Origin of the sequence: Mycobacterium sp. Root135 (assembly GCF_001426545.1) — a bacterium.
Lineage (GTDB): Bacteria > Actinomycetota > Actinomycetes > Mycobacteriales > Mycobacteriaceae > Mycobacterium.
In genome coordinates, this window is record NZ_LMEZ01000010.1 from 31119 (window position 1) to 56558 (window position 25440).

The window sequence follows — 25440 nt, forward strand, 5'->3', positions numbered from 1 at the left end:
GCGTCCTGCGGCTAGCCTCACTCATGGCGCTTACCAAGGACGAACGCGAACAGTTCTTCGCCGAGCCACACGTCGCTGCATTGTCCGTCTACGCGGGTGACGCGCGTGGGCCGCTGACGGTGCCGATCTGGTACCAGTACGCCCCGGGCGGCGAGCCGTGGATCTTGACCGGCCCCGGCTCGCACAAGGCCCGCCTCATCGAGGCGAACGGGTTCTTCTCGCTCATGGTGGAGCGCACGGAGCCGACGACGCGGTACGTCGCAGTCGACGGAGCCGTCAGTCGCATCGAACCGGCCACTGACGCGCAACTGGTGGAGATGACGCGGCGCTATCTCAGCCCCGAGGCGGCGGAGGCGTATCTCGAGTTCGCCCGCAAGGAGCTTGGTGAGAACGTGGCGATCTGGATGAAACCGGAGCACTGGCTGTCGGCCGACCTTGGCGCCTTCTAGACCACTCCCAGCGCCGCGAGGGCACCATCCAGGACGACGCTGCGAAGCTCGTCGACCGGCACGTCGGGGAAGTGCATCGAGCAGTCTTGCAGGCCACCGAAGGCGATGACGCCGCGGGTGGCTTGCGCCAGGGTCGGATTCGGCCCAAAGATCAGCCGTACCAGCCGTTCCCGCCAGGCGAGCATGGTGTCGACCAGTCCAAGGTCGGCGAGGATCGGGAGTTCGGTCAGCACGAGCATCAGGTCGGCGCGGTGCCGATGATGGAAGTCGAAGAATCCGCCCAACAGCTCGGTGGATGTGACGTCGGCGGCGCGGGCCTCCTGCTCGGCGACGAACCGTTCCCCGTCGTCGACCAATGGTTGGACGATGCTGCGGATCAGCTCTTCGCGTGAGCTGAAGTGGTAATAGAGCGCCGGCTTGGTGATACCGAGGCGGGCGGCGATGTCTTGCAGGCTGGTGCGTTGGACGCCCTTCTCGCCGAACAACTCGCGGGCGACGTCTTGGATGCGTTGCCGGGTGTCCGAGACGGGCTTGTTCACGTAGCCACCCTAGCTGACCGACCGGTAGGTAAGCTGCCTCCGTAACTTACCGACCGTTAAGTAAGGGGAATCGTCATGCGGGTACTCATCTCGGGAGCGAGCATCGCCGGACCGGTGCTGGCCTATTGGCTGACGCGCCGCGGATTCGACGTCACCGTGGTCGAACGGGCCCCGGCACTACGCAAGACCGGCGGACACGCGATCGACCTGTTCCGGCCCGCGATGGAGATCGCCGAGCAGATGGGCGTCCTGCCACGGATCGAGCAGAGGACCACCGGCACCACCCGAATCGCCCTCACCAGGGCGGGCTCGACGCGCACCGTCGACCTGGACTACCTCAAGTTGCAGCGGACCATCTCCGACCGGCACGTCGAGATCATGCGTGACGACCTCAGCCAGATCTTCTACGACGCCACCCGCGACGACGTCGAGTACGTCTTCGGTGACGAGATCACCGCCGTCGGCGACGACGGCGACGTGACGTTCGCCAACGGCGCACCCCGCTCCTTCGACGTCGTGGTCGGCGCCGACGGGCTGCATTCCGGTGTGCGCCAACTGGTGTTCGGCCCCGACGCCGGCCACACCCGTTTCCTCGGCGGGTACCTCGCGGTGCTCTCGGTGCCGAAAACCCTTGCGAGGGCGGGGGAGTTGACGGGCGTCGTCGACGTTGGCAAGCAGGCGATGCTCTACACCGCCGACCACCTCGACGACGCCCGCGCGGTGTTCATCTTTCGGCGACCGACACCGCTGGACTACCACCATCGCGACCACGCCACGCAGCGGCGACTCCTTCGCGAAGAGTTCACCGGGATGTCCCCGATCGTCGACCGCTGGCTCGCCGAACTCGACGGGTCAGGTTCGTTCTACTTCGACTCCATCACGCAGCTCGAGCTGACGACGTGGTCGCGGGGCCGCGTGACGCTGGTTGGCGACGCGGGGTACTGCCCGGGACCCGCGGTGGGCGGCAGCACCAGCCTGGCGGTGCTCGGCGCGTACGTCCTCGCCGGTGAACTCGAGAGGGCAGGCGGAGACCACGCTGCCGCCTTCGCCGCCTACGAACGCGCGATGGCCGATCCCGTGGCGCACAGCCGGGCGTTGGCTGCCACCGTGGCCAAGACGCTCATCCCGTCGTCGTCGCTCGGGGTGTGGGCACTGATCGCGGTCGGACGCATGATTTCGCTGCTCCCCCAACGTGTCACGAGCACCGTGGCCAACCTCAACGACAAGGGCATCCGGCTGTACGACTCGATGCGGGCGCCGAGCTATCCGTAGCGCGGCGCCCGCATCGAGAAACGACTAGCTGGTCAGCGACGCCGGCGGCTCGAACCGCTCGCCGTAACGCTCCGCCAGCTCCTTGGCGCGGGCCACGAAGGCGGCCTTGCCGACGCCGTGCGGGCCCTCGTAGCCGACGATGAACTGCGCCGAACCACCGGTCCACGGGGGGAAGCCGATGCCCATGATGGACCCGATGTTGGCGTCCGCGGTGGTCATCAGGACGTTCTCGTCGATGCACTTCTGCGTCTCGAGCGCCTCGGCGAAGAGCATCCGGTCGATCATGTCCTGCAGCGGAAGCTCGGTGGTGCCGGAATTGAAGGCGTCCTTCAAGCCCGACCACAGGCCGACGCGCTTGCCGTCGGCGTACTCGTAGAAGCCGGCACCCTTGAGCCGCGACGGACGACCGATCTCGATCATCTTCTCCACGACGGCCTCGGCCGGGTGCGCCTCGTACGTGCCGCCGGCTTCCTCGACGCCCTTGCGCGACGCAACGGCGATCTTGTGCATCAGCTCGAGGTTGAGTTCGTCGGACAGCTGCAGCGGCGGTGCCGGGTAGCCGGCCTGCGAACCGGCCTGCTCGATGCTGGCCGGAACCACGCCCTCGCCGAGCATCGCAAGCGCCTCGTTGACGAAGGTGCCGATGACGCGGCTGGTGAAGAAGCCACGGCTGTCGTTGACCACGATCGGGGTCTTGCCGATGGCCAGCGTGTAGTCGAACACCCGGGCCAGCGCCTCGTCAGAGGTCTTCTCGCCCTTGATGATCTCCACCAGCGGCATCTTGTCGACCGGGGAGAAGAAGTGGATACCGATGAAGTCCTCTTGGCGCTTCACCCCGGCCGCGAGACCGGTGATGGGCAGCGTCGAGGTGTTGGACCCCAGCAGCGCGTTGGGCTCGACGACGTCCTCGATCTCCTGGAAGACCTTGTGCTTCAACTCAACCGACTCGAAGACGGCTTCGATGACGAAGTCGACGCCCGCGAAGTCGGCGGCGTCGGCCGTCGGGGTGATCCTGGCCAGCAGCGCGTCGCTGCGCTCCTGAGTGGTCTTGCCGCGCTCGAGCGCCTTGGCCTCGATCTTCTCCGAGTAGCCCTTACCGCGCTGTGCCGCTTCGAGTTCCACGTCCTTGAGCACGACCTCGAAGCCGGCCTTGGCCGAGACGTAGGCGATGCCCGCACCCATCATGCCGGCGCCGAGAACGCCGATCTTGCGGATCTCCTGCTTGGCGATCCCGTCGGGGCGCGATCCGCCGCCGTTGATCGACTGCAGATCCAGGAAGAACGCCTGGATCATGTTCTTGGAGACCTGGCCGGTGACCAGGTGCGTGAAGTAACGGCTCTCGATGCGGGTGGCGCTGTCGAAGTCGACCTGCGCACCTTCCACGGCCGCGTCCAGGATGGCACGCGGGGCCGGCATCGGGGCACCCTTGAGCTGCTTCTTGAGCAGCGCCGGGAACGACGGAAGAACGGCCGCCAGCGCGGGATGCGACGGCGTGCCGCCGGGCATCTTGTAGCCCTTGACGTCCCACGGCTGGGTGTGCGCCTCTGGATTGGCCTTGATCCACGCCTTGGCGGCAGGCACCAATTCCTCGGTGCTGGAGACCAATTCGTCGACCAGTCCGATTTCCTTGGCCTTGCCGGGCTTGAATCGCGTGCCCTGGCTCAGGACCTCCATGAAGGCCTTCTGGATGCCGAACATGCGGACGGTGCGGGCAACGCCGCCGCCGCCGGGCAGCAAGCCGAGGGTGACCTCGGGCAGACCGATCACCACGCCCTTGACGTCGGCGGCGATGCGGTGGTGGGTGGCCAGCGCGATCTCGAGGCCACCGCCAAGCGCGGCACCGTTGATGGCCGCGACCACCGGCTTGCCGAGGGTTTCCAGCTTGCGCAGGTCGGCCTTGATGAACTCGACCTCTTCGAACGCCTGGGCGGCGTCGTCCGGACCGATGTTCATCATGCCCTTGAGGTCACCGCCGGCGAAGAAGGTCTTCTTCGCGCTGGCGATCACCACACCGGTGATCGAATCCTTCTCTGCGACAAGCCGGTCCACGGCGTTGTGCATGGATTCCTTGTAGTGCTCGTTCATCACGTTGGCCGAACCGGTGGGGTCGTCCAACGTCAGCGTGACGATGCCGTCGGCATCCTTGTCCCACTGAATCGTGTTCTCAGCCATTGCCTTACACCCTCTCGATGATGGTCGCGACACCCATGCCGCCGCCGATGCACAGCGTGATGAGCGCGCGCTTGAGGCCGCGGCGCTCGAGCTCGTCGACCATGGTTCCGGTGATCATGGCGCCGGTGGCGCCCAGCGGGTGGCCCATCGCGATGGCGCCACCGTTGACGTTGAGCTTCTCGTCGGGGATGTTGAGGTCCTTCTGGAACTTCAGCACCACCGAGGCGAACGCCTCGTTCAGCTCGAAGAGGTCGATGTCCTCGGTCGACAGGCCGGCGCGGTCGAGCACCTTGCGGGTGGCAGGCGTCGGACCGGTCAGCATGATGACGGGATCGGCGCCGCTGGTGGCGGTGGCCACGATGCGGGCGCGCGGGGTGAGGCCCTGCGACTGTCCGGCCTTCTCTGATCCGACCAGCACGAGGGCGGCGCCGTCGACGATGCCGGAGCTGTTGCCACCGGTGTGGACGTGGTTGATCTTCTCGACGTAGTGGTACTTCTGCAGCGCGACGTCGTCGAAGCCACCCATGGCGCCGAGGCCCTCGAAGGCGGACTTCAGCTTGCCGAGGCTCTCCAGCGTGGTGCTCGGTCGCATGTGCTCGTCGTGGTCGAGGATGACCAGACCATTCTGGTCCTTGACCGGGACGACGGACTTGGCGAAGTAGCCGCCCGACCATGCCGCGGCGGCCTTCTCCTGCGAACGCACCGCGTAGGCGTCGACGTCCTCGCGGGAGAAGCCCTCGATGGTGGCGATCAGGTCGGCGCCGATGCCCTGCGGCACGAAGCCGATGCGGTAGTTGGTCTCCGGGTCACTGGCCCAGGCTCCGCCGTCGGAGCCCATGGGGACGCGGCTCATGGACTCGACGCCGCCGGCGAGCACCAGGTCGTCCCAGCCGGAGCGCACCTTCTGTGCGGCGGTGTTGACGGCCTCGAGGCCTGAGGCGCAGAAACGGTTGAGCTGGAATCCGCCGGTGGTCTCGGGCAGCTTGGCCACCAGCGCCGCGGTGCGGGCGATGTCGCCGCCCTGGTCGCCGACGGGCGAGACGACACCCAGGATCAGGTCGCTGATCAGGCTTTCGTCGAGATCGGGGTGGCGGGTGCGCAGCTCGTCGATCAGACCGACGACGAGGTTGACCGGCTTGACTTCGTTGAGAGCGCCGTTGCGTTGTTTGCCACGCGGCGTGCGGATCGCCTCGTAGATGAAGGCTTCTTCGGACATGGTCAATTCCTCTTCTTTGGCTCGGGGAGGCCCAAGTGGTCCAAGAATGCCGAGGATAACAGTCTCTCCCAACCGGCTGGTTGGGAGGTTCCCGGCGGAGCGACCCTCCGCCCGACGCCGAACGTGACGCCACGGCGAGATATCCGAGGATTCTTCGCAGTGGCGTCACGTTGGACGCAGGAGGTCAGGCGTTCTTCAGTTCCGCCTCGGCCAGGGTCGGATAGTCCACGTACCCAGCCGGTCCCGGCGCATAGAACGTCGCGACGTCGGGTTCGTTCAGCTCGGCGCCAAGCACCAGCCGGTCGATCAGATCGGGGTTGGCGAGGAAGGCCCGCCCGACTGCGGCGGCACTGATGACACCCCATTCGGCGAGCTCCTCGAGCTGGCAGAACCGGGTGTCGACCTCGCGGCCGGTGTTGAGCACCAACGGACCGGCCCACAGCCCGCGCAGCGCTCCGAAGGCGGGCACGTCCGGATCGATGAGGACGTGGAGGTACGCGATGTCCAGTGGCGCGAGCCGCGTGATCAGCGCCTCGTACGCGGCCACCTCGTCGACCTCGCGCATGTCACCGGCACCGTTCCCCGGCGAGATGCGCAGCCCGACCCGGTCGGCGCCGATCTCGGCGGCGACGGCCTCGACGATCTCGGCAGCCAGCCGGGCGCGGTTCTCGGCCGAGCCGCCGTAACGGTCGGTGCGCCGGTTGGTCACGTCGGAGAGGAACTCGTGCAGGAGGTAGCCGTTGGCCCCGTGGATCTCGACGCCGTCCATCCCGGCGTCGACGGCCCGGCGGGCAGCCACCCTGAAGTCGTCGACGATGGGTGCGATCTCCTCGGTCCGCAGGGCGCGCGGCACCGGAAGGGGCTGCTTGCCCGTCGGGGTGTGAGTGGTCAGGTCGGCGGCGATGGCCGACGGCGCGACGGGGTGCACGCCGCTGATGTCCGGGTGCCCCATCCGCCCGACGTGCCACAGCTGGACGAACATCTGGCCGCCGGCTTCGTGGACCTCGTCCGCGATCTCCGCCCACTTCGACTCGTGCCGCTCGGTGTAGATGCCAGGCGTGTTCAGGTAGGCACCGTTGGCGGCGGCCGACACCGCGGTGGCCTCGGAGATGATGAGCCCTGCCGCCGCGCGCTGGGAGTAGTACTTCGCGGCCAGCTCCGACGGGGTTCCGTCGGCCTGCGCCCGGGACCGGGTGAGCGGCGCCATGAACAGCCGGTTGCGCAGGTCGGTGTAGCCGATCCGGACGGGTTGCAGCAATGCGGCGTCGGCCGGGAGCGCGTAGGTCATGTGGCGGTCAGCGTCGCGGCAGTGCCATTCATTCCCGACGAGTGACGGTCAGCCGAGACGACCGAGAACATCACGATGTTCTGATCTCGGTGCGGGTCAAGGAGCACGTCGCAAGCCAAAGTCAGAAAGCCGAGTTCGGGATGATTGAGCCGCTTGATCATGTGCGTCCCCGTGACAACCGTCGCGTCATCCCAGAGTGCGGCGAACTCGGGGCTCCCGGCCAACAGGTCGACGATCAGCTCTCGCGTCTGCCGATCGCGGGGGTAGCGCACCGCGGTGGCACGAAGCTGGCCCGCCACCGTCCGTGAGAACTCCTCGGCATCGCTCATTCCGTAGTGCGGGGTCACCTCGGAGCCACCGAGGAAGTGCCGTCGCGCCATGTTGCGCTCCCGCGGAGGCAATGCGCCGAAGTCCTCCATCAGGGTCACGGCCTCGGCGTTCCACGCCAGGATGTCGTAGCGGGCACTCAGCACGATGGCGGCCGTGCTGCCGAGCCCCTGCACCAGCTTCCCGACGCTGGGGGTGACCTCGACGCTGGGCTCGGTCCCCCAGGGAACCGAGCGGCCGACCAGCTGGAAGAGGTGTCGACGCTCGTCGGCGTCCAGTCGCAGCGCCTCGGCGATCGCGGTGACCACCTTCTCGGACGCGCCGCCCCCGCGGGCACGCTCCAGGTTGGTGTAGTGCTCGACCGAGATATGCGCCAGCTCGGCCACCTCGGAACGACGGAGCCCCGTGGTGCGGCGACCATGCACGCTGAGCCCGAACTCGGCAGGATCACGACTCTCTCGGACCGCCCGTAGGAACCTGCCTGCCGCCTGCCCGTCCATCCCTCGATGGTGACATGGCCCGCTCGAAGGCGCCGCCATCACCAGGGAACCACCTCGCCCGCGTCGCTGAAGAACTGTCCGGTGGGCGCGTCGACGGCAAGTGCGAGCGCGACGATACCGGCCGCGCCGTCGGCGGGGTCGCCAGCGCCCGGTGACGGTCGGCCTTGATTCAGGCCAGTCGCCCGGTAGCCCGGGCTCACCGAGAGGACGGAGATTCGCTCTGGCGCAAGCTCTTTCGCGTACAGCACGGTCAACATGTCAAGCGCACTCTTGGATGCTTGATAGGCGGCCACGGCAACTGACGAATGGACCCAGTCCGGGTCGCTGACCAGGCGCGTCGACCCTAGTTCGCTCGACACGTTCAATATTCGCGGCTGCGCGGAGGCCCGCAACAACGGCAGCACCGCATTGGTGAGCGCTGTGACACCGGCGACGTTGGTGTCGAACGTCGCGACCATCACCTGCCGACTCACCTCGGAGGCTGGCAGCGCGTCACCGACGATGGCGGCGTTGTTGATCAGCACGTCCAACCGCCCGTAGGTGTCGGCAAGATGGTCGGCCACCGCGGCGATCGTGGTGTCGTCGGTGACGTCGAGGGTGACCGGTTCCACCTCGAGCCCCTGCGCGGCGAGTTCAGCGGCGGCGGCCGACCCACGTGCAGGGTTACGGGAGCCGAGCAATACGTGGGCACCGGCGAGGGCGAGTTGCCGTGTCACGTGGAAACCGATACCGGCGTTGCCGCCGGTAACGAGAACGATGGGGGTGTTGTCGTCTGTGGTCATGCCTACATTGCAGTGCGGCCGGGCCTGCACAGGGAGACAGAAGCTGTACCACCCAGGAGGGAATAGGATCGACGCCCATGACCGTGCCACATGCCGCCGGCCGCCCGGCTCCGGTCGCCAGACTCCAGCCCTACGCCGTGACCATCTTCGCCGAGATGTCCGCGCTCGCATCCCGCCTCGGCGCGGTGAACCTGGGGCAGGGGTTTCCCGACGAGGACGGCCCGGCCGCGATGCTCAAGACGGCCGAGAACGCGATCGCCGAGGGCGTCAACCAATATCCGCCCGGGCCAGGGATCCCGGCGCTGCGGCAGGCGATCGCGGCTCAGCGGCACCGTCACTACGGCATCACCTACGACCCCGACACCGAGGTGCTCGTCACCACCGGCGCCACCGAGGCCATCGCGGCGTCGGTCATCGGCCTGGTGGAGCCCGGCTCCGAGGTGCTGCTGATCGAGCCCTTCTACGACTCGTACTCCCCCGTCATCGCCATGGCCGGCTGCCACCGGGTGGCCGTCCCGCTGGTCACCGACGGCCGGGGTTTCGCGATCGACGTGGACGCGCTGCGTGCCGCCGTCACGCCGCGCACGCGGGCGCTGATCGTGAACTCGCCGCACAACCCGACCGGCATGGTCGCGACCGACGCGGAACTCTCGGCGATCGCCAAGCTCGCGGTGGAGCACGATCTGTTGGTCATCACCGACGAGGTCTACGAGCAGCTGGTCTTCGACGGTCACCGGCATCTGCCGCTGGCCGGCTATCCGGGCATGGCCGAACGCACGATCACCATCTCGAGTGCGGCGAAGATGTTCAACGTCACCGGCTGGAAGATCGGCTGGGCATGTGGGCCCGCGGACCTCATCGCCGGAGTCCGCGCCGCCAAGCAGTACCTCACCTACGTCGGCGGCGCGCCCTTCCAGCCCGCCGTGGCCCAGGCCCTGGACCTCGAGGACGACTGGAGCAATTCGTTGCGAGAGTCCTTCCAGGCCAAGCGGACTCGGCTCTCGGGTGCGCTGTCCGACATCGGCTTCGACGTCCTGGACAGCTTCGGCACCTATTTCCTCTGCGCCGACCCGCGCCCACTCGGCTACACCGACAGCACCACGTTCTGCGCCGAACTGCCCGAACGGGCCGGTGTCGCGGCCATCCCGATGTCGGCGTTCTGCGACCCCCACTCCGACCACATCGGCCAGTGGAACCACTTGGTGCGTTTCGCCTTCTGCAAGCGCGACGACACCATGGAGGAAGCCATCCGGCGGCTTCAGGTCCTCAAGTCCTGATCACACCTCGATGGGCGGATGCAGCCGCTCCATGGTGTATTGCCGGTTGCGCCTGGCCGCCAGCGCGCTCGCGGTCAACGACGCGGCGAGGACGCCGACGAGCACGACGATGGAGATCCACAGCCGGGATTCGACGCCGCCGACCGTCAGCTCCCGTAACCCGTTGACCGCGTATGTCATCGGATCGAACGGGTGGATGATCTGGAACGGCTTGGCGGTGGTCTCCACCGGGTAGATGCCGCCCGATGACACCAGCTGGAACATCAGGAACGCCAGCGTGACGACCCTGCCGACCGCCACCCCGAACACCGCGTTGAACGCCTGGATCATCGCCAGGAAGGTCGCGGCGACGAGGAACAGGAACGCGACGGTGGCGGGCGCGTACTTGGCGTGCAGGCCCACCCCGACGTGAACGACGGCATACATGATCGCGACCTGGCACGCCACGACCGCGAGCGCCGGCCAGTAGGACGCCAGCACCACGCGCAGGGAGCCGAGCCCGGCGACGATCGGTCGAGCCTGCAACGGCGTCAACAACATCCAGACGATGAGCGCACCGATGAACAGCGCCAGGGGCAGGAAGAACGGCGCGAATCCGGTGCCGAAGGTGGGCGCCTCGTTGGCGACGTGCTGCTGCACTCCCACGGGGCTCGCCACCGTGCGGGCGACGGCATCGCGTTGCCGAGGACTCCACGTCGGCACCTGTGCGGCACCCTTGTCGAGCCCGTCGGCGAGCTGCCGGGAACCGTCGCTCAGCTTGCTGATACCCGCCGCCAATTGATTGGCACCGCTGGCCAATTGGCCTCCGCCGGCGGCCAATTTCACCAACCCGGCGTCGAGCTTCGCCGCGCCGCTGTCGAGTTGGGCCGCTCCGTCGCGCAGCCGGATCACGTCGGACTTCAGCTGGCCGTTCAGCGTCTGGGTGAGCAGCTGCCGGGCCTGGCTGTGCGGATCACCGAACTCGTCCTGCAGTCGTTGGGCTCCGTCGCGCAGCTTGAGCAGGCCGTCGTCCGTCGTCGGGTCGAGCCCCTGGGAGTTCAGCAGTTTCTGCGCTCCGCCCAGCACCTCGCCGAGGCCGCGCGCCGACGGGTCCGGGTTGGATTGCAATCCGCCGATCACTTGGTCGACGATCCCGGCCGCCAACTGGTGGTCCACGTTCATCGCGGCGATGCGATCACTGGCCGTGGCGACGCCCCCGCTGATCTGTGCGGCCAAGGCGGAGACGTCGTCGGGATTCAGCCCGAGCCGCTGCACCCTGTCCAGGGTGTCGATCAGAGGTGTGGTGGCCTGCCCGATGCCCGTCGAAAGCTGGTGTGCTCCCGCCGCGAGCGCGGCCGAACCGGTGCGCGCGGTCGTCAGCCCGTTGGCGAGTGTGTTTGCCCCCGTAGCCAATTGGTGCGCCCCGTCGTCGGCGCTGGTCAGCCCGGCGGACAGCTGGTCGGCGCCGTTGGCCGCCTTCTTGATGCCGTCCCCGGCGTCGGTCAGACCGATCAGCACCTTGCCGACCACCTGCTCACCGATCCGGGCGCTCACCTGGTTGAGGATCTCGCGCGACGCGTTCTGCCCGATCACCGAGGCGAGGTAGTTGTTCGCGTCGTTGAAGTCGAACTGCAACTCGGCCTGGCGCGGGTTGGGGGTCGCTGCCGACGCGATCGCCTCGCTGAAGTCCTCGGGCAGGGTGATCGAGAAGTAGGACGTGCCGTCCGCGACGGCCTTGGCTGCGCCCTCCGCCGACATCAGATGCAGATCGAGCTGACCGGACTTCAGCAACGCGTCGGTTACCTGGTCGCCTGCGTGCAGTTCCTGGCCCTGAACAACGGACCCGCGGTCGGTGTTCACCAACGCGACGGGAACCTTGTCGACCGCGTTGAACGGATTCCAGAACGCCCACAGGTACATCGCGCCGTACAGCAGCGGCAGCAGGATGATCGTCACCAACGCCACCCGCGGCATCACACCGCGGGAGTAACGCTTGAGGTCGGTGCCCAGAGACAGTCCGGCAAGCATCGTCACACTCCATCCTTCTGAGCCAGCGGTAGTTGGAGGCGAACGCCCAACCCGTCGGGCACGGGATTGGCGGAGGCCGTGACGACGGTCTGCCGTTCGCCGACGTCGACGAGGCGGCGCACCAACTCCATTCGACTCTCGTCCTCGGCCACCTGGTCGAGGGCACCCACCACCACCAGCGGCGGCGCGGTCGTGTTGGCCAACGCGACGCGCAGCAGCAGCGCCTGCAATTCCGTGAGTTCGTCGACGTAGGAACGCAACTCGGGCAGTGGCAGCGCACCGAACACGGGAGCGCACACGCGGGCCAGGTCCGCGTCGTCGGCCCGTCGCACCCGCCGGTACCACGGCGCGTCCCAACGCAACTTCTCGGTGAGGAGGTCGCGGACGGTGACCGACTCGTACACCGCGTCGAGCTCCTCGACCCCGGCCAGCACGCTGTCGCGGAAGATGTTGTGCACGTTGGCTTCCCCCAACACCTCCAGCGACCCGCCCATCGGCTTCATTCGACCGGCAAGGGTCATCAGCAGGGCGGTTCGCCCTGCCCCAGGGGGTGCCAGCAGCACGGTGACCCCACCCCGCGGGATCTCGAGCGTGACCGGGCCGTAGACCGGGCCCCACGGACCGGCCACCGAGATGGCCTTCGCCACGATCGCTGGCGGCTGTTCGTCGACGGTGTCGGGCTCAACCACCGTGTCATCCAAACACGCCCAGCTCAGATCGACGCAGCGAGTTCCCAGAGGCGTTCGGAATCAGCGGAGTCCGAACGCAGCGGGCTGAGCACCAGATCGGTGGCGCCCGCGTCGAGGTAGCGGTGCAGTTGTGTGCGCACCGCCGTCGGGGCCCCGACGGCCGCGACGTCTGCCGCACGGGACACTCCTTCCCGCTCGATCACCCTGGCATACGACGGGATCGACTCGTAGAACGCGAGTTCGGTAACCGCCAGCTCGTAGGCAGCGTCGGCGTCGTCGGTCACCACCACCGGAACGGCGGCGATGATCTTCGGCGCGGGACGGCCCGCCGCCGTCGCCGCCTCGGAGATGGTGGGCACGATGAACTCGGACAGGGTTCGCGGCCCCGCCAGGTAGGGCAGCGTGCCGTCGGCCAACTCGCCGGTGACCCGAAGTGCTTTGGGGCCCATGGCCGCAACGTACAGCGGCACCGGCGCACCGCCGGGAGTTGCGACCGGCCACTCGGGTGCGGCGGTCAACTCCTCGCCGTGAAAGTCCACGGTGCCGGTGGTGAAGATCGACTGCAACACCTGCAGGTGCTCGCGGAGCCGGCCCGCCGGGTTGGACCACGCCGTGCCGAACGCCTGCTGCTCGACTGCCTTGGCGCCGAGCCCGAGACCGAGGCTGAAGTTGCCGTGCGACGCCGCCTGCGCGGTCTGCGCCAGCATCGCGACGATCAGCGGGTGACGCGGGTTGACGGGGACCACGAAGGTGCCGACCCCGAGTCCGGGCACCGCGGCGCCGACGTGGCCGGCGAGGGAGATCGCGTCGTAGTCGAAGCGCTGCGACAGCCAGATCTGGCGGACGCCGATCTGGAAGGCGCGACGGGCTTGGCCGACGACGTCGTCGACGACATTGGTGGCGGTGGCGCTGGGATTGATGACTACTCCGGTGGGCATGTTCGGGACAACCCCCTGCCGGACCGCGCGCATTCCCTTCGCTCAGCTCACCAACCGAGGTCGTCGAGCGCCGTGGTGGTCTGCGGGGGCGTCCCCACCGGGCCGGAGGGTGTGCGGGAGAACCGCGGCGCGGGGGCGGCCTGCTCGACGCCGTCGGCCGTGACGATCGTCGACCGCGCCACCAGATGCCGGTCGACGGACGCTTCGGCCCAGGTCAGCACCGGTGTCACGCAGGCGTCGGTGCCGGCGAAGACGGCGATCCACTCGTCTCGGGTCCGGGAGGCGAACCGCTCGGTGAACATCGCGCGCATCCGGTCGTAGCCGGCGCGGTCGGATTGGGCAGGCACCTCGTCGGCCTCGAACCCCAGGCCCGCCAGCAGCTGCGCGAAGAACTGCGGCTCGATCGAGCCGACGGCCACGTGCTTGCCGTCGGAGGTCTCGTAGACCCGGTAGAACGGTGCCCCGCCGTCGAGAAGGAACGACTCCCGCTCGTCCTTCAGCGAGCCGGCCGCCTTCATCGTCCACATCATCTGAGCGAGCACGCTGACCCCGTCGACCATGGCGGCGTCGACCACCTGGCCCTTGCCGGACCGCTCCCGCTCGTAGAGTGTGCTGACGATGCCGACGAGTGCGAACATCGACCCGCCGCCGAAGTCTGCGACCAGGTTCAGCGGCGCCACCGGGGGTCGGTCGCGGTACCCGATGGCGCTGAGCGCTCCGGTCTGCGACAGGTAGTTGATGTCGTGTCCCGCGGTCGTCGCCAGCGGTCCGTCCTGACCCCAGCCGGTGATGCGTACGAAGATCAGTCGGGGGTTGACCGCCGCACAGTCGTCGGGACCGATGCCGAGTCGTTCGCAGGTGCCGGGCCGAAAGCAGTCCACCACGACGTCGGCCTTGGCGACCAGGTCGAGAAGACGGCTGCGCTCGTTCTTCACGTCGAGGTCGACGATGCGCTTGCCGCGGTGCAGCAGGTCGGCACCCTCCGTCGGCATCGCCAGTCCACCGCTCGGACGCCGCACCCTGACGACGTCGGCGCCCATGTCGGCCAACATCATTCCCGTGTGCGGGCCGGGACCGATGCCGCCGAGCTCGATCACCCGCACCCCGGCCAGCGGTCCGGCGGTCACCCCTTCTTGACCTTGAGGACCTGTTTGCGCAAGCCGTCCGTCGCGGTCTCCATCCCGCCCTTCAGAGTGCGCTTGAGCAGGAAGCCCGGCATCGGGATGGACAGGTCGATCGCCATGTCGAACGTCACCCGGGTCTTCTCACCCTCGGGCGTCAGCGTGTAGCCGGCGTCCTGCGCCTTGAGCTGGCTCGACGACACCAGGGTCCACGTCACGCTGCTGTCGGTCCAGGTGTACTCGATGACCTGCTTGTCGGTCAGGCCAGCGGCCTTCACCGTCATCTCGACCTGCTTGGGCCGCCCGTCCGGGTAGCTCTCGAGGATCACGGCCATCTGGTACTGCGGCGACCACGTGGGCGTCGACTCGACGTCGGCGATGACGTCCAAGATCTCCCCGGGGGTTGCTTCGATGACCACTTCGCGCGAATCACTGGTTGTCATGCCCGCGACCTTAACCAGCAGTGTCCTGCGCCGTTCACGTATGGGTGGAAACATCGTCGCCGTGGCCACCAAGACACCAGACACCATGCAGACCATCGCCTACCCGGCCGCGGGCGCGCGCCCGAACCGTCGCGACGAGGATGCGCTCCTGCCGCACGTCATCGTCTTGTTCGGCGCCACCGGAGACCTGGCCAAGCGCAAACTGCTGCCCGGCATGGCGTATCTGGTGCAGTCCTCGTTGGCCCCGAAGATCCGGGTGGTAGGGACGTCACTGGAGGATCTGACCGACGACCAGTTCCGCGCGCTGACCAAGGAAGCCGTCGACGCGTTCGGCACCCACCCGCTCACCCAGGAACAGTGGGAGCACTTCGCCAGCCGCATCACCTACGTTCCGCAGGGCGCCGGCCCCGAAGCGCTGGCCGCGGCCGTCGCCGCCGCCGAAGCGGAGCTTGGGCCGGAAACCCGCCGCCTGCACTATCTTTCGGTCCCGCCGAAGGCCGCGCGTGCCGTCATCACGATGCTCAAGGAAGCCGACCTGGTCGACCGGTCACGGGTGGTGATGGAGAAGCCGTTCGGTACCGACCTGGCCAGCGCCATCGAACTGAACGACTTCGTGCACGAGACGTTCCGCGAACGGCAGATCTTCCGCATCGACCACTTCCTCGGCAAGGAAGCAGCCCAGAACATTCTGGCGTTCCGCTTCGCCAACGGCCTGTTCGAGCCGATCTGGAACCGCAACTTCATCGACCACATTCAGATCGACATTCCCGAAACCCTTGGCCTCGATCAGCGGGCCAACTTCTACGAGAGCACGGGCGCCTACAAGGACATGGTGGTGACGCACCTGCTGCAGGTGATGGCCTTCGTGGTGATGGAGCCGCCGACCGCTCTGGAACCCCGCGCCATCAGCGAGGAGAAGAACAAGGTCTTCCGGTCGATGCTGCCGATCCAAACCAACGAGGTGGTTCGCGGGCAGTACACCGGCTACCGCGCCGAGTCGGGCGTGGCAAGGGATTCCGACACCGAGACGTTCATCGCGCTCAAGGTCGGCATCGACAACTGGCGGTGGGCAGGGGTTCCGATCTATCTGCGCACGGGAAAGAAGATGGCCGAGGGCATGCGGATCATCTCGATCGCCTTCAAGGAGGCGCCGCGGACCATGTTCCCTGCCGGGTCCGGTGTGGGCTCTCAGGGGCCCGACCACCTGACGTTCGACCTCGCCGACGCGTCGAAGGTGTCGCTGTCGTTCTACGGCAAGCGGCCGGGTCCCGGCATGAAGCTCGACAAGATGTCGATGCAGTTCTCCACCCAGGAGACCGAGCAACTCGGTGACGTCCTCGAGGCATACGAGCGCCTGATCTTGGACGCGATGCGCGGTGACCACACGTTGTTCACCACGGCCGAGGGCATCGAATCCCTATGGGAGCGTTCAGAACAACTGCTTCAGGATCCCCCGCCGGTCAAGTCGTATCCGCCGGGCACCTGGGGGCCGAACGCCATTCACCAGCTCATCGCACCCAACGCGTGGCGGCTACCTTTCGAACGTGCGTGGCGCGAAAAGAAGTAGGCTCTGGTCATGACGGATGCGGTGAATCCCACGATCCCTCCCAGCGGCACGGGGTGCGTCGAATGCACGGCGGACGACGGCTGGTGGGTACATCTGCGCCGTTGCACCGCATGCGGACACATCGGGTGCTGTGACGACTCGCTGGCCCGGCATGCGTCGGCGCACTGGCGCGAGGCAGGGCATCCGATCATCCGGTCCTTCGAGCCGGGCGAGGACTGGTTCTGGAACTACGACACCAACGAGTACTACGACGGGCCGGAACTCGCTCCGCCGGAATGCCATCCGCTCGACCAGACCGTGCCCGGCCCTGGGGAGCGCGTCCCCAAGGACTGGATGGCGCAGCTGCAACGCCGAGGTGACTGACCTCCGGTGGTGAAGGCCGGAGGCGACAGCACCCTCACCGTCCTCGTCGCATTCGGCGCGAACCTCGTGGTCGCCCTGGCGAAGTCCTTCGCCGCGGTGGTGTCCGGTTCGGCGTCGATGACGGCGGAAGCCGCACACTCGTGGGCCGACACCGGCAACGAGATATTCCTCCTCGTCGCCAACCGACGCAGTGTCCACGAACGCGACGACCGACGACCGCTCGGGTACGGGCGCGAGGCCTACGTGTGGTCCCTGCTCGCCGCAGTCGGCCTGTTCGTCGTCGGAGCAGCGGTGTCGATCTGGCGGGGAGTCACCGAGCTCCTGCACGGCGACGACGCCCCCGAGGACTATCGGCTGGCCTATCTGGTGCTGGCGGTCGCGTTCGTGTTGGAGGGCACGTCGTTGTTGCAGTCGCTGCGGCAACTGCGAAGGGACGCAAGGACATACGAGAGCGACGTGCTTGAGTACGCCTTCGAGACGTCGGATCCCACGGTGCGGGCCGTCTTCGCCGAGGACAGCGCCGCCCTGGTCGGCATCGTCATCGCATTCCTGGGCATCCTCCTGCACCAAGTCACCGGCGACGTCGTGTGGGACGCGATCGGCTCGATCCTGGTCGGCGGCGTGCTTGGCGTGGTGGCGGTGATCCTGATCAACCGCAATCGGGTGTTCCTGACCGGCGAGCCCGGGCCACCGCGACTGCAGCAGGCGCTGCGCGACAAGCTGGCCAGCTTCCCCGAGGTGGCCTCGGTACGGTTCCTGCGTCCCGAATTCATCGGCCCCAAGCAGATTTTCGTCATCGCGAGCGTCGACCTGGTTGGCGACGAGGTCGAGTCGTCGATCGCACGCACGTTGCGCGAGCTCGAGCATCGGTTCGAAGACGACGTGCCTTACGTGGTGGAAGCAGTGCTGACCGTTTCCGAGCCCGACGACGCGGGTATCCGGCCGGAGTGAACACAGAGCCCAAGACCAGCGATTCGGACAACGGCCCGAAAGGCGCCGAAGACGTCCAGAGCGATCCCGCGAAGGGTGCAGAGGATCGGTCGGACTGGTCCGACGAGGGTGGTGCCACCCCCACCGGTCCCGCTGACGACTAGCGCGCGTCGGCCAGAGCCTGTACGGCGGCGTTGTAACCGGGGATGAACGTGATGCCCGGCCCGCCGTGGCACCCGGCGCTTCCGAGGTACAGCCCCTCGATCGGGAGGGGATCGTCGGCGAAACCGCGTGGCCCGGGACGGTTCGGCCCCATCTGCTCGGGATGAATCAAGCCGTGGCAGTAGTCCCCTCCCGGCGCCCCGAACATGGTGCCCATGTGGCGTGGCGTGAACGTGGTGTGCCGGATGATCTTCGACTCGAAGTCGGGTGCGACGCGGTTGATCTTCTCGACGACTCGACGGCCCATCTCCGCCTTGAGGTCGCCGTAGGACGCGTGTTCATAGGTGAGCGGAAACCACATCGAGAACGCCGACATCGCGTGCTTGCCTTCGGGAGCCAGGCCGTCGTCGTGAACCGACGGGAATTGCATGGCAACGGCCGGGTCTTCGGGAACGATGCCGCGGCGGCTGTCTTCCCATTGCCGCTGCAGCTCCTCGGGAGTGCTGAAAAGTCCGATCGCCGACTGCATCTCGGGGTCGTTGAGAGCTTCGTACGGCGCGGCGAAGGTGGGCATGCCGTCGAGCGCGAAGTGCATCTGCAGATAGCTTCCGCGGTGGTCGACGCGGCTGAAGCGATCTCTGACGTCGGACGGCACCAGGCTCGCGTCGATCATCTTGGTGACCGTGCGGTCGGGTGCGACGCCGGACACGACGATGGACGCGTCGATCGTCGAGCCGTCCTCGAGGCGGACGCCGACCACGTGGGCGTCGACGACCAGGATTTCCTCGACCTTGCTGCGCAGCCGGAGCTCGCCGCCGTGGCGTTGCAGGGTCTCGACGAGATGTGCTGTCAGAGTGCCGATTCCGCCGCGAAACTTCTTCATGAGCGTGGCGTTCTCGTCGGGCATGGCCAACCCGAACGCCAGGGCCGCTGCACTGCCGGGAACGGCGGGCCCGCGGTAGGTGGTGTTGACGGCGAGGAAGGACAGCATTCCACGGAGGGCGCCGTGCTTCTCCGCGTCGGGAAGATAGCGATCCAGCACGTCGACGACCGAACCGAACAGCATGTCCGAGATTGCGGAGCGCTCGAATTCGTTTCTGCCACAGGCGAACATCTCGTCGATTGTCTTCGGCGGAACGCCTGCCTCGAACCGTCCGAGCGCACGCGTCGGGGCCTGGCTCCACGCCATCAGGCCCGCCATGCCGTTGACCGCCTCGGCGCCGTGCACGTCGTTGAGGTGGGTCAGCAGCTTCATCGGATCGGTGTAAGAGACGACGGGCTCGTCACCGATGCCCCGTAGCGACACCGACATGACGTCGAGGTCGACGGAAGGCAACTCGGCGAGGCCGAGTTCCTCGCTGACCTTCGCCGACGTGGGGAACTGCAGCGAGCCGGCGATCTCGAATCGGTAGCCGTCGAAAAGCTCTACGGTGGAAGCCATTCCGCCGGCGTACAGCTTTGAATCCAGACACAGCGTTCGCACGCCGGACTTCTGCAGGACGGCAGCCGCGGCCAGTCCGTTGTGACCCGCACCGATGACCACCGCGTCGAACTGCGCCATCGTCCGAGGTTGGCACGACCCCAAAGTTTTGTCAATTATGACAAAACTTCGTCATCGTTAGTCGCCGATGCCCGCTACCACCGTCTCGAGCGCCGTGCGGCACAGCCGCGCCAGCTCCGGCAACGACCGGTCGTCGCTCAGCATCCAGACCTCCATCGCCCCGAACACCGCTGCGGCGATGCACCGAGCCGTCACGGTCACGCGCAACCGGTCGTCGGTACCTGGCGCAGGCGGGTCGTCGCGCGCCAGGTACTCCTCGACCGCCTCGGCGAAGTCGGCCTCGACCTGACGGATGTGCCGCACGATGCGCACCGGGTCGAGCTCGCGGGTCCGCAACTCGGCGATCTTCGGTACCGCCGCGGTGTCGTACGGCGCCGCCATCACCGCGGAATGCACGGCGTCGACCAGTGATTCGCCCGCTCCGCGACTCGCCAATGCCGTCCGAAACCACGCGAGCCCGGCGTCGTAGTCGGCGAAGAGCAGGTCGTGTTTGGAGGCGAAGTGTCGATAGAAGGTGCGCAGCGAGACTCCGGCGTCCGCGGCGATCTGCTCGGCGGAGGTGTCCTCCACACCCTGCGCCAGGAACCTGACCAGCGCGGCTTGGCGGAGTGCGTCGCGGGTGCGTTCACTGCGGGCGGTCTGCGCAGGTCGAACCATTTGGGTAAGTTACCTCGGCCGCCAACCGACGACCGCCATTCGTCAGTGTCAATTTTTGCTGCGGCGACCACGAACGGCGCCGGACACGCCTATCCTCAGCTGGTGAGTGACCCGATACCGGAGGCGGATACCGGCGACGGTCGCAACGTCGACCGCGAGACCGCCCGGCGATTGATCGAGGGAACCGTCTCGGTCAATCCCACGGTCCGCGAACTGATGAGCCAAATCGCCAGAGACCATGGCGGGGTGGCTCGGCTACTCAAAATCATCCTCAGCGACGCCGATCGACTGACCGCGCTGCATGACACCGGATTGTTGGACGGTGTTCCACGGCTTGCCCTCGACCAGTTCGCGGAGCTCACCGCCGAGGCCTTGGGCATCCAGTACGCCGCGCTGTGGATCATCGCCGAAGACCGTCAGGTCTGCCTGGGAAGCAACCACGTCAACGCCACCGCCGGAAGAACCCATCCACTGGACGAGTCGATCGGCAAGTACGCGGTGGCCAGCAGTCGACCGCTGATCATCGACGACATCACCAAACACGCGATGTTGGCCGACCACCCCTATGCGCTCAGCGGAGTCATTCGTGCTTACGCGGCCTTCCCGTTGTACGACGTTGGCGGCAACGCGGTGGGGACGTTGAGTGTGTGGGACAGCCGCCCGCGGGTGTGGACGAGTGGGCAGGTTCAGATCCTCGAGGATCTTTCGGCAGCCGCACACGCGAAGATCCTCGGCGCATGAAGCCTTGTCGCCAGTCGCGGACGTGAAACCCCAGGGGGGACCAATCATCACACTGCACGGCCGCAATGCGTCGCGGACAACCGCGACGCGCCAAGGCCGAGGACGTCGACGGACGCTCGACGAATGGGCGCGGGTCAATCCGCTAAGCACGATCATCACGGTGTCCATCGACCTGCTTTCTGGCTCGGTGGGAGTGGTACTGGGTGCGTGGTGGGGGCTAGAGACCGAACCCACCAGCCCCCCGTTGTGGTGGTGCGCCCTCTACGCGCCGCTGGCGATCGGCACCCTGGCCTTCCGAAAAACCTACTCTCGGAAGCTGAATCGCCGATTTCTCGACGAAATCGGACCCGTGCTGGCCGCCACGGCACTCGCGGCGATCTCGTTGCTCACCCTGATGGAGTTCGCCAGCGCGCCCGGGCACATCGGCGGCATGGTCACCAAGATCTGGGTGTGCGCGTTGACGCTGATGCTGCTGTGCAGACTGATCCGGGCGACGCTCCAACGGAGCCTGCGGCGACGCAAGCTCCTTCTGTCTCCGGTCATCGTCGTCGGCAACGGCCGCGTCGCGTATCAGATCGTCGAACGACTGCGCTCCAGCCCGCAGCATGGGCTTTCGGTCATCGGGCTGCTGGACGCCGAACCCCCATGGGCCGGAATGACTCCCGGCGGCGACACGGCACCGATTCCGTACCTCGGCACACCCGACGACGCCGACCGGGTGATACGTGAGAGCGGCGCCGAGGGCATCGTCCTCGCCTTCTCCCTCACCCAAGACGAAATGCTCACCCCCGTGGTCCGCATCGCGCACCGGCACGGACTCCGAGTGTGGGTGGTGCCAAGGATGTTCGACTCGATTGGAGAGAACGTCAGGGTCGACCACGTCGGCGGCCTTCCGCTGCTCGCCGTGCCCCACACCAATCCCCAGGGCTGGCAATTCTCGCTGGTAAAACACGTCGGCGATCGAGTATTCACCAGCCTTGGGCTGCTGTTGATCTCACCGATGTTCCTGGCGTTGATGCTGCTGGTGCGGGTCAGTTCGCCTGGACCGATCTTCTTCCGGCAAGCTCGGGTGGGACGCGACGGTCAGGTGTTCGATTGCCTGAAGTTCCGGTCGATGCGTGCACCGCTGGCCTCGGACGCCGACTTCGAAGTCGCATCCGGCTGTGCGCCAGGCGGCGTCGAAGGCGTGGACCGCCGCACCACGATCGGCAAGATCATGCGCCGGACGTCGTTGGACGAACTACCCCAATTGCTCAACGTCATCAAGGGCGACATGAGCTTGGTGGGCCCGCGGCCCGAGCGGCCCGAGTTCGTCGCACTGTTCGACGCGCAGATTCGCCGCTACGGCGAGAGGCATCGGGTCAAGGCCGGGGTGACCGGCTGGGCACAGGTCCACGGGCTGCGCGGCCAGACCTCGATCGCCGACCGTGCCGAGTGGGACAACTACTACATCGAGAACTGGTCGTGGTCGCTCGACATGAAGATCCTGTTGCTCACCGTGCTGGCCGTGATGCACCGGGCAGAGTGAGCAGGACGGCGACGCACCACCGCTCAGCCGGCCTGGTGCACCTCGGCGACGTAGCCACCCGGAAACTGCAGCACGGCACTCGTCGCGCCCCCGATGTCGCGGGGCACCACCAACACCTCAGCACCCGCGGCGGTCGCCTTCGTGACGGTCGCTGCGACGTCGTCGACGGCGTAGCCGGCCACTTCCCGACCGTAGGGGTAGGGCAAATGCCCGTCCGTCACCGACACCAGGGTGTTGCCAAACCCGGAGCTGAGGCGAATCTGACGAAAGGTGCTGCCCGGCTTGCCAATCAAGGCCCCGTCGGCCGACGGGTCGTCGGCGATGAGAGTGCCGGCCGAAAAGGTCAGGTAGGACTTCAGGAACGCGTCGACCGCGTCGGGCGACAGGTAGACGCGGTTGTCCGGGACCGTCTGCAGTGCAGGATAATTGGGCACCGAGGTGTGCCAGTACAGCTGCGTGTTCACCCCACCCGGGAAGGTGACGACGGCGTCGCGCCCGATCGGGTCGTCGAAGGGAGCGACCTGAAGCACGGCACCACTGACGCGCGCCTGCTGAATGCCCGCGTCGAAGTCCCGAAGGAGCCACCCCGTGCGTTCGGACCCGAACGGGAACGGCGCAGGCGTGAGGAATCCGAAGACCGACAGCGTCCCAACGGGCGAGAGCACGAGCTGGGATCGGGTTTGGCTCTTCGTCGGGGTGACGTCGACGATTCCTGCCGGCTTGGCGGTCCCGCCGAACGTTGCCACCCAACTGCGGACGAAGTCGTCGAATCGGCTCGGGTCGACGTACACGTGCACCGAACCATATTGCGGTCCAACGGCTTCCGACGTCGGCTTGGCGTCAACCCCGGCCGGCTCGGAGGACGGCGTGCTGGTCGTCGAGCCGCCACATCCCGCAGCGAGCAGCGCCACGACGGACACCGACGAGGCGAGCGCTCGCCGCACCCGGTGCGACGTCGTCACAACCCGGGGAGCAGATCGGTGGCCACCCACTCCTGGAACGATTGCCACCCGACGTCCGGGTACCGGGCGTGCAACTCGGCGATGTCGACCGTGTAGCCACCGCGAGCCAGGAAGCCGAACATCGCCCGCATGTCCGCCGAACCGATCTCGTCGGGGTCGCGGGTCACCAGCTTCACCGGCGACCCGACCGCGGCGGTCAGCACCGCAGCCATGTCCCGCGGGGTCGGGTTGTCCGAGGCAATGTCGACGCGAGCACCGCGGAACGGCGCGGGGTCGGCCAGCACGGTGACGACGAAGCGCCCGAGATCGCGCCGGGACAACTGCTGCAACGCGGCGTCGGCCGGGAGTGGAAGCTCGAAGACCCCGGCCCTGATGTCGTCGATGCCGCCGAGCATGTTGTCGTAGAAGTAGGTCGGCCCCACGATGGTGTACGACAGCCCGGACTCGGCGAGTGACTGCTCGACCGCGAACTTGCTGTCGAAGTGCGGGATGCCCGTGTGTTGGTCGGCGTCGGCGACCGACGAGAACACCAGATGCGGGACCCCAGCGGCGAGCGCCGCAGCGATAATCGTCGCGCCCTGGGCCACCTCCGCTGCCGGGCCCTCCTCGAACGGCGTGGTCAACGCGTAGGCACCGTCCACCCCGGCGAAGGCTGCCGCCACCGACGCCTCGTCGGAGAGATCGGCGGCCACCACCTCGGCCCCGGCGTCGAGGAGGCGTCGGGCCGACGGCGAGTCCGTCCGCCGAGTGATGCCCCGCACGTGCGCACCACGTTCCAACAATGCGGTCACCACGGCGCCGCCCTGCGCGCCCGTGGCCCCGAGTACGGCGAACCGTCCCTGCATCGTCATCGCTCCTGTCCTCAGACCGCGTTCCGCGGGTGCGGCTTGGCCTTCTTGTCGGCGTACATCAAGTCGTCGGCCTCGGTGACCAACTGTTGGAGCGTCTTGGTGTCGTCCGCGGCGACGTGCACGAGTCCGGCGCTGACCGACAGGTCATACCCGCGATCCGATGCCTCGTTGAGCGCGAGGAAGGACTCCAACAACCGCGCCTTGAGCAGGTTCGAACCCTCGTGCGTCCCGGTGACGAGGACGCAGAACTCGTCACCACCGGTGCGTGCCAGCACGTCGTCGGGGCCGAGAACCGATCGAAGCGTTCGGGCAACGTCGGCGATCAGCGCATCGCCGGCGTCGTGCCCTTCGTCGTCGTTCACCCGCTTGAGCCCGTCCACGTCGAGGAACGCCAACACGCACTCCCGGCCGAGGTCGCGGGCGGCGCTCAGAGCGGCCTGCCCGAGAACGTTGAAACCCCGCAGGTTGTGCAACCCGGTCAACTCGTCGGTCAACGACAGCCGACGGATCTCGTCGTTGGCCTGACTGAGCTCAGCCGTGCGGTCACGTACCCGCTGCTCCAATTCGGAGATCGTCTGGACATGCGCCATAGCGACCGAGGTCGAATCCGCCAGGCCTTGGAGTAGCGACACCTCGTCGGCCGACGGCGTCCGCTCGTGCGCCCAGTAGGCGCCGATCGCTCCGACCGGTTCCATGCGACGGATCGGGACCATCACCAGACTCTTGACGAACGTCGTGCGGTAGGCGTCGTGGGGGATCCGGTCGTCTTGGTAGACGTCGGGGATCACCACCGCCTGCCGATGCAGCATGGCCCACCCACCGATACAGGATTCCATCGGGAACCTGCTGCCCTTCCACAGCCGAGCGACGGCGTCTTCGTCGGCGTAGAAACACGTGTCCTGGTCGCGCAACACGAAGGTGGCGCCGTCACACCCGAGGATTTCACGCGCCGCGGTGCGCACGATGCGTTGCACGTCGGCCAACTCCTGCGCGAGCGAGAGCTCTTGGACTGCCGTCAGCAGCCGTTCCATGCCCTGGACGTAGTCGACGCTCGAGGGGTCCGACGACGTGAGCGGGCCGGCCATGCCTACCTCCGTC

Annotated in this window: 25 protein-coding genes; 9 read left to right on the top strand and 16 right to left on the bottom strand. The window is 67.3% G+C overall.

The features are described 5' to 3' along the window. The first annotated feature begins 23 nt into the window (after positions 1 to 23). Complete coding sequence (locus tag ASD37_RS28965) at positions 24 to 449, top strand: pyridoxamine 5'-phosphate oxidase family protein (RefSeq protein WP_056560123.1); 426 nt, start codon at positions 24 to 26, stop codon at positions 447 to 449. Here ASD37_RS28965 and ASD37_RS28970 read toward each other — a convergent pair. Next, positions 446 to 988 carry a TetR/AcrR family transcriptional regulator gene (locus ASD37_RS28970; RefSeq protein ID WP_056560125.1) on the bottom strand — a complete coding sequence of 181 codons (543 nt, stop codon included), beginning with the start codon at positions 986 to 988 and terminating at the stop codon, positions 446 to 448. The two genes, ASD37_RS28965 and ASD37_RS28970, sit on opposite strands and share 4 nt — an antisense overlap. Before the next feature lie 75 nt (positions 989 to 1063). On the opposite strand from ASD37_RS28970, the gene ASD37_RS28975 reads away from it, so the two are divergent. Continuing rightward, positions 1064 to 2260 (top strand): FAD-dependent monooxygenase, encoded by a 1197-nt coding sequence (locus tag ASD37_RS28975; protein ID WP_056560128.1) that lies wholly within the window; start codon positions 1064 to 1066, stop codon positions 2258 to 2260. A gap of 24 nt (positions 2261 to 2284) precedes the next feature. Here the strand turns inward: ASD37_RS28975 and ASD37_RS28980 are convergent, their stop codons facing one another. The 5 genes from ASD37_RS28980 to ASD37_RS29000 all read right to left on the bottom strand — a co-directional run bounded on the left by ASD37_RS28980 (position 2285) and on the right by ASD37_RS29000 (position 8545). Further along, entirely contained in the window at positions 2285 to 4432 is a 2148-nt protein-coding gene (locus ASD37_RS28980; RefSeq protein ID WP_056560131.1) for a 3-hydroxyacyl-CoA dehydrogenase NAD-binding domain-containing protein, read from the bottom strand. A gap of 4 nt (positions 4433 to 4436) precedes the next feature. After that, entirely contained in the window at positions 4437 to 5648 is a 1212-nt protein-coding gene (locus ASD37_RS28985) for an acetyl-CoA C-acetyltransferase (RefSeq protein ID WP_056560133.1), read from the bottom strand. A 184-nt stretch (positions 5649 to 5832) separates the two neighbouring features. Next, entirely contained in the window at positions 5833 to 6936 is a 1104-nt protein-coding gene (locus ASD37_RS28990; protein ID WP_056560135.1) for an alkene reductase, read from the bottom strand. After that, the gene (locus ASD37_RS28995; protein WP_162253326.1) at positions 6933 to 7763 is read right to left on the bottom strand and encodes a helix-turn-helix transcriptional regulator; all 831 of its coding nucleotides are present in this window, start codon (positions 7761 to 7763) and stop codon (positions 6933 to 6935) included. The genes ASD37_RS28990 and ASD37_RS28995 overlap by 4 nt, the downstream gene beginning before the upstream one ends. Positions 7764 to 7801: 38 nt before the next feature. Then, positions 7802 to 8545: an SDR family NAD(P)-dependent oxidoreductase gene (locus ASD37_RS29000; protein WP_056560139.1), complete on the bottom strand. Its 744-nt coding sequence runs from the start codon at positions 8543 to 8545 to the stop codon at positions 7802 to 7804. A 77-nt stretch (positions 8546 to 8622) separates the two neighbouring features. On the opposite strand from ASD37_RS29000, the gene ASD37_RS29005 reads away from it, so the two are divergent. Continuing rightward, positions 8623 to 9822: a pyridoxal phosphate-dependent aminotransferase gene (locus ASD37_RS29005; protein WP_056560141.1), complete on the top strand. Its 1200-nt coding sequence runs from the start codon at positions 8623 to 8625 to the stop codon at positions 9820 to 9822. Here the strand turns inward: ASD37_RS29005 and ASD37_RS29010 are convergent, their stop codons facing one another. Genes ASD37_RS29010 through ASD37_RS29030 form a run of 5 tightly spaced genes read right to left on the bottom strand, consistent with a single transcriptional unit; the run spans position 9823 to position 15020 of the window. Then, on the bottom strand, positions 9823 to 11829 hold the full coding sequence (locus tag ASD37_RS29010) for a YhgE/Pip domain-containing protein (protein ID WP_056560773.1): 2007 nt from the start codon (positions 11827 to 11829) through the stop codon (positions 9823 to 9825). It lies immediately after the preceding gene. Positions 11830 to 11831: 2 nt separating this feature from the next. Then, positions 11832 to 12518 (bottom strand): ATP-binding cassette domain-containing protein, encoded by a 687-nt coding sequence (locus ASD37_RS29015; RefSeq protein ID WP_056560147.1) that lies wholly within the window; start codon positions 12516 to 12518, stop codon positions 11832 to 11834. 23 nt (positions 12519 to 12541) lie between these two features. Beyond that, on the bottom strand, positions 12542 to 13456 hold the full coding sequence (locus tag ASD37_RS29020) for an LLM class F420-dependent oxidoreductase (protein WP_056560775.1): 915 nt from the start codon (positions 13454 to 13456) through the stop codon (positions 12542 to 12544). Between the two features lie 47 nt (positions 13457 to 13503). Beyond that, on the bottom strand, positions 13504 to 14583 hold the full coding sequence (locus ASD37_RS29025; protein ID WP_056560149.1) for a CaiB/BaiF CoA-transferase family protein: 1080 nt from the start codon (positions 14581 to 14583) through the stop codon (positions 13504 to 13506). Further along, on the bottom strand, positions 14580 to 15020 hold the full coding sequence (locus ASD37_RS29030; RefSeq protein WP_056560151.1) for an SRPBCC family protein: 441 nt from the start codon (positions 15018 to 15020) through the stop codon (positions 14580 to 14582). The genes ASD37_RS29025 and ASD37_RS29030 overlap by 4 nt, the downstream gene beginning before the upstream one ends. Positions 15021 to 15105: 85 nt before the next feature. Here ASD37_RS29030 and zwf point away from each other — a divergent pair, with 85 nt between their 5' ends. From zwf to ASD37_RS32075, 4 genes are read left to right on the top strand one after another with little or no spacing between them, the layout of a single operon-like run. Then, on the top strand, positions 15106 to 16587 hold the full coding sequence (gene zwf, locus ASD37_RS29035; protein ID WP_156721179.1) for a glucose-6-phosphate dehydrogenase: 1482 nt from the start codon (positions 15106 to 15108) through the stop codon (positions 16585 to 16587). Between the two features lie 9 nt (positions 16588 to 16596). Further along, on the top strand, positions 16597 to 16950 hold the full coding sequence (locus ASD37_RS29040) for a UBP-type zinc finger domain-containing protein (protein ID WP_056560161.1): 354 nt from the start codon (positions 16597 to 16599) through the stop codon (positions 16948 to 16950). 6 nt (positions 16951 to 16956) lie between these two features. Further along, positions 16957 to 17901, top strand: a complete 945-nt coding sequence (locus ASD37_RS29045) for a cation diffusion facilitator family transporter (protein ID WP_056560162.1) — start codon at positions 16957 to 16959, stop codon at positions 17899 to 17901. Then, on the top strand, positions 17898 to 18044 hold the full coding sequence (locus tag ASD37_RS32075) for a hypothetical protein (protein WP_185934876.1): 147 nt from the start codon (positions 17898 to 17900) through the stop codon (positions 18042 to 18044). Before ASD37_RS29045 ends, ASD37_RS32075 begins: the two co-directional genes overlap by 4 nt. Here the strand turns inward: ASD37_RS32075 and ASD37_RS29050 are convergent. Continuing rightward, positions 18041 to 19603: an NAD(P)/FAD-dependent oxidoreductase gene (locus tag ASD37_RS29050; RefSeq protein ID WP_056560163.1), complete on the bottom strand. Its 1563-nt coding sequence runs from the start codon at positions 19601 to 19603 to the stop codon at positions 18041 to 18043. The two genes, ASD37_RS32075 and ASD37_RS29050, sit on opposite strands and share 4 nt — an antisense overlap. 57 nt (positions 19604 to 19660) lie before the next feature. Further along, entirely contained in the window at positions 19661 to 20260 is a 600-nt protein-coding gene (locus ASD37_RS29055; protein ID WP_056560164.1) for a TetR/AcrR family transcriptional regulator, read from the bottom strand. A 102-nt stretch (positions 20261 to 20362) separates the two neighbouring features. Here ASD37_RS29055 and ASD37_RS29060 point away from each other — a divergent pair, with 102 nt between their 5' ends. Then, a complete protein-coding gene (locus ASD37_RS29060) occupies positions 20363 to 21001 on the top strand; it encodes a GAF domain-containing protein (RefSeq protein ID WP_156721172.1) in 639 nt (212 codons plus the stop codon). A 160-nt stretch (positions 21002 to 21161) separates the two neighbouring features. After that, positions 21162 to 22529, top strand: a complete 1368-nt coding sequence (locus ASD37_RS29065; RefSeq protein WP_235568591.1) for a sugar transferase — start codon at positions 21162 to 21164, stop codon at positions 22527 to 22529. A 23-nt stretch (positions 22530 to 22552) separates the two neighbouring features. On the opposite strand, the gene ASD37_RS29070 is transcribed toward ASD37_RS29065, so the two are convergent. Genes ASD37_RS29070 through ASD37_RS29080 form a run of 3 tightly spaced genes read right to left on the bottom strand, consistent with a single transcriptional unit; the run spans position 22553 to position 25427 of the window. Next, positions 22553 to 23491 (bottom strand): glyoxalase, encoded by a 939-nt coding sequence (locus ASD37_RS29070; RefSeq protein WP_200960025.1) that lies wholly within the window; start codon positions 23489 to 23491, stop codon positions 22553 to 22555. After that, positions 23488 to 24342, bottom strand: a complete 855-nt coding sequence (locus ASD37_RS29075; protein WP_056560170.1) for an NmrA/HSCARG family protein — start codon at positions 24340 to 24342, stop codon at positions 23488 to 23490. The genes ASD37_RS29070 and ASD37_RS29075 overlap by 4 nt, the downstream gene beginning before the upstream one ends. An 11-nt stretch (positions 24343 to 24353) precedes the next feature. Beyond that, positions 24354 to 25427 (bottom strand): sensor domain-containing diguanylate cyclase, encoded by a 1074-nt coding sequence (locus ASD37_RS29080; protein WP_056560172.1) that lies wholly within the window; start codon positions 25425 to 25427, stop codon positions 24354 to 24356. Between the last annotated feature and the right edge of the window lie 13 nt (positions 25428 to 25440).

Bases quoted from the DNA above. Each gene is read 5' to 3' on its own strand.
- ASD37_RS28965 (WP_056560123.1), top strand. From the start codon at position 24: ATGGCGCTTACCAAGGACGAACGCGAACAGTTCTTCGCCGAGCCACAC.
- ASD37_RS28975 (WP_056560128.1), top strand. From the start codon at position 1,064: ATGCGGGTACTCATCTCGGGAGCGAGCATCGCCGGACCGGTGCTGGCC.
- ASD37_RS28980 (WP_056560131.1), bottom strand. From the start codon at position 4,432: ATGGCTGAGAACACGATTCAGTGGGACAAGGATGCCGACGGCATCGTC.
- ASD37_RS28985 (WP_056560133.1), bottom strand. From the start codon at position 5,648: ATGTCCGAAGAAGCCTTCATCTACGAGGCGATCCGCACGCCGCGTGGC.
- ASD37_RS28990 (WP_056560135.1), bottom strand. From the start codon at position 6,936: ATGACCTACGCGCTCCCGGCCGACGCCGCATTGCTGCAACCCGTCCGG.
- ASD37_RS28995 (WP_162253326.1), bottom strand. From the start codon at position 7,763: ATGGACGGGCAGGCGGCAGGCAGGTTCCTACGGGCGGTCCGAGAGAGT.
- ASD37_RS29000 (WP_056560139.1), bottom strand. From the start codon at position 8,545: ATGACCACAGACGACAACACCCCCATCGTTCTCGTTACCGGCGGCAAC.
- ASD37_RS29005 (WP_056560141.1), top strand. From the start codon at position 8,623: ATGACCGTGCCACATGCCGCCGGCCGCCCGGCTCCGGTCGCCAGACTC.
- ASD37_RS29010 (WP_056560773.1), bottom strand. From the start codon at position 11,829: ATGCTTGCCGGACTGTCTCTGGGCACCGACCTCAAGCGTTACTCCCGC.
- ASD37_RS29020 (WP_056560775.1), bottom strand. From the start codon at position 13,456: ATGCCCACCGGAGTAGTCATCAATCCCAGCGCCACCGCCACCAATGTC.
- ASD37_RS29030 (WP_056560151.1), bottom strand. From the start codon at position 15,020: ATGACAACCAGTGATTCGCGCGAAGTGGTCATCGAAGCAACCCCCGGG.
- zwf (WP_156721179.1), top strand. From the start codon at position 15,106: ATGCAGACCATCGCCTACCCGGCCGCGGGCGCGCGCCCGAACCGTCGC.
- ASD37_RS29040 (WP_056560161.1), top strand. From the start codon at position 16,597: ATGACGGATGCGGTGAATCCCACGATCCCTCCCAGCGGCACGGGGTGC.
- ASD37_RS29050 (WP_056560163.1), bottom strand. From the start codon at position 19,603: ATGGCGCAGTTCGACGCGGTGGTCATCGGTGCGGGTCACAACGGACTG.
- ASD37_RS29055 (WP_056560164.1), bottom strand. From the start codon at position 20,260: ATGGTTCGACCTGCGCAGACCGCCCGCAGTGAACGCACCCGCGACGCA.
- ASD37_RS29075 (WP_056560170.1), bottom strand. From the start codon at position 24,342: ATGACGATGCAGGGACGGTTCGCCGTACTCGGGGCCACGGGCGCGCAG.
- ASD37_RS29080 (WP_056560172.1), bottom strand. From the start codon at position 25,427: ATGGCCGGCCCGCTCACGTCGTCGGACCCCTCGAGCGTCGACTACGTC.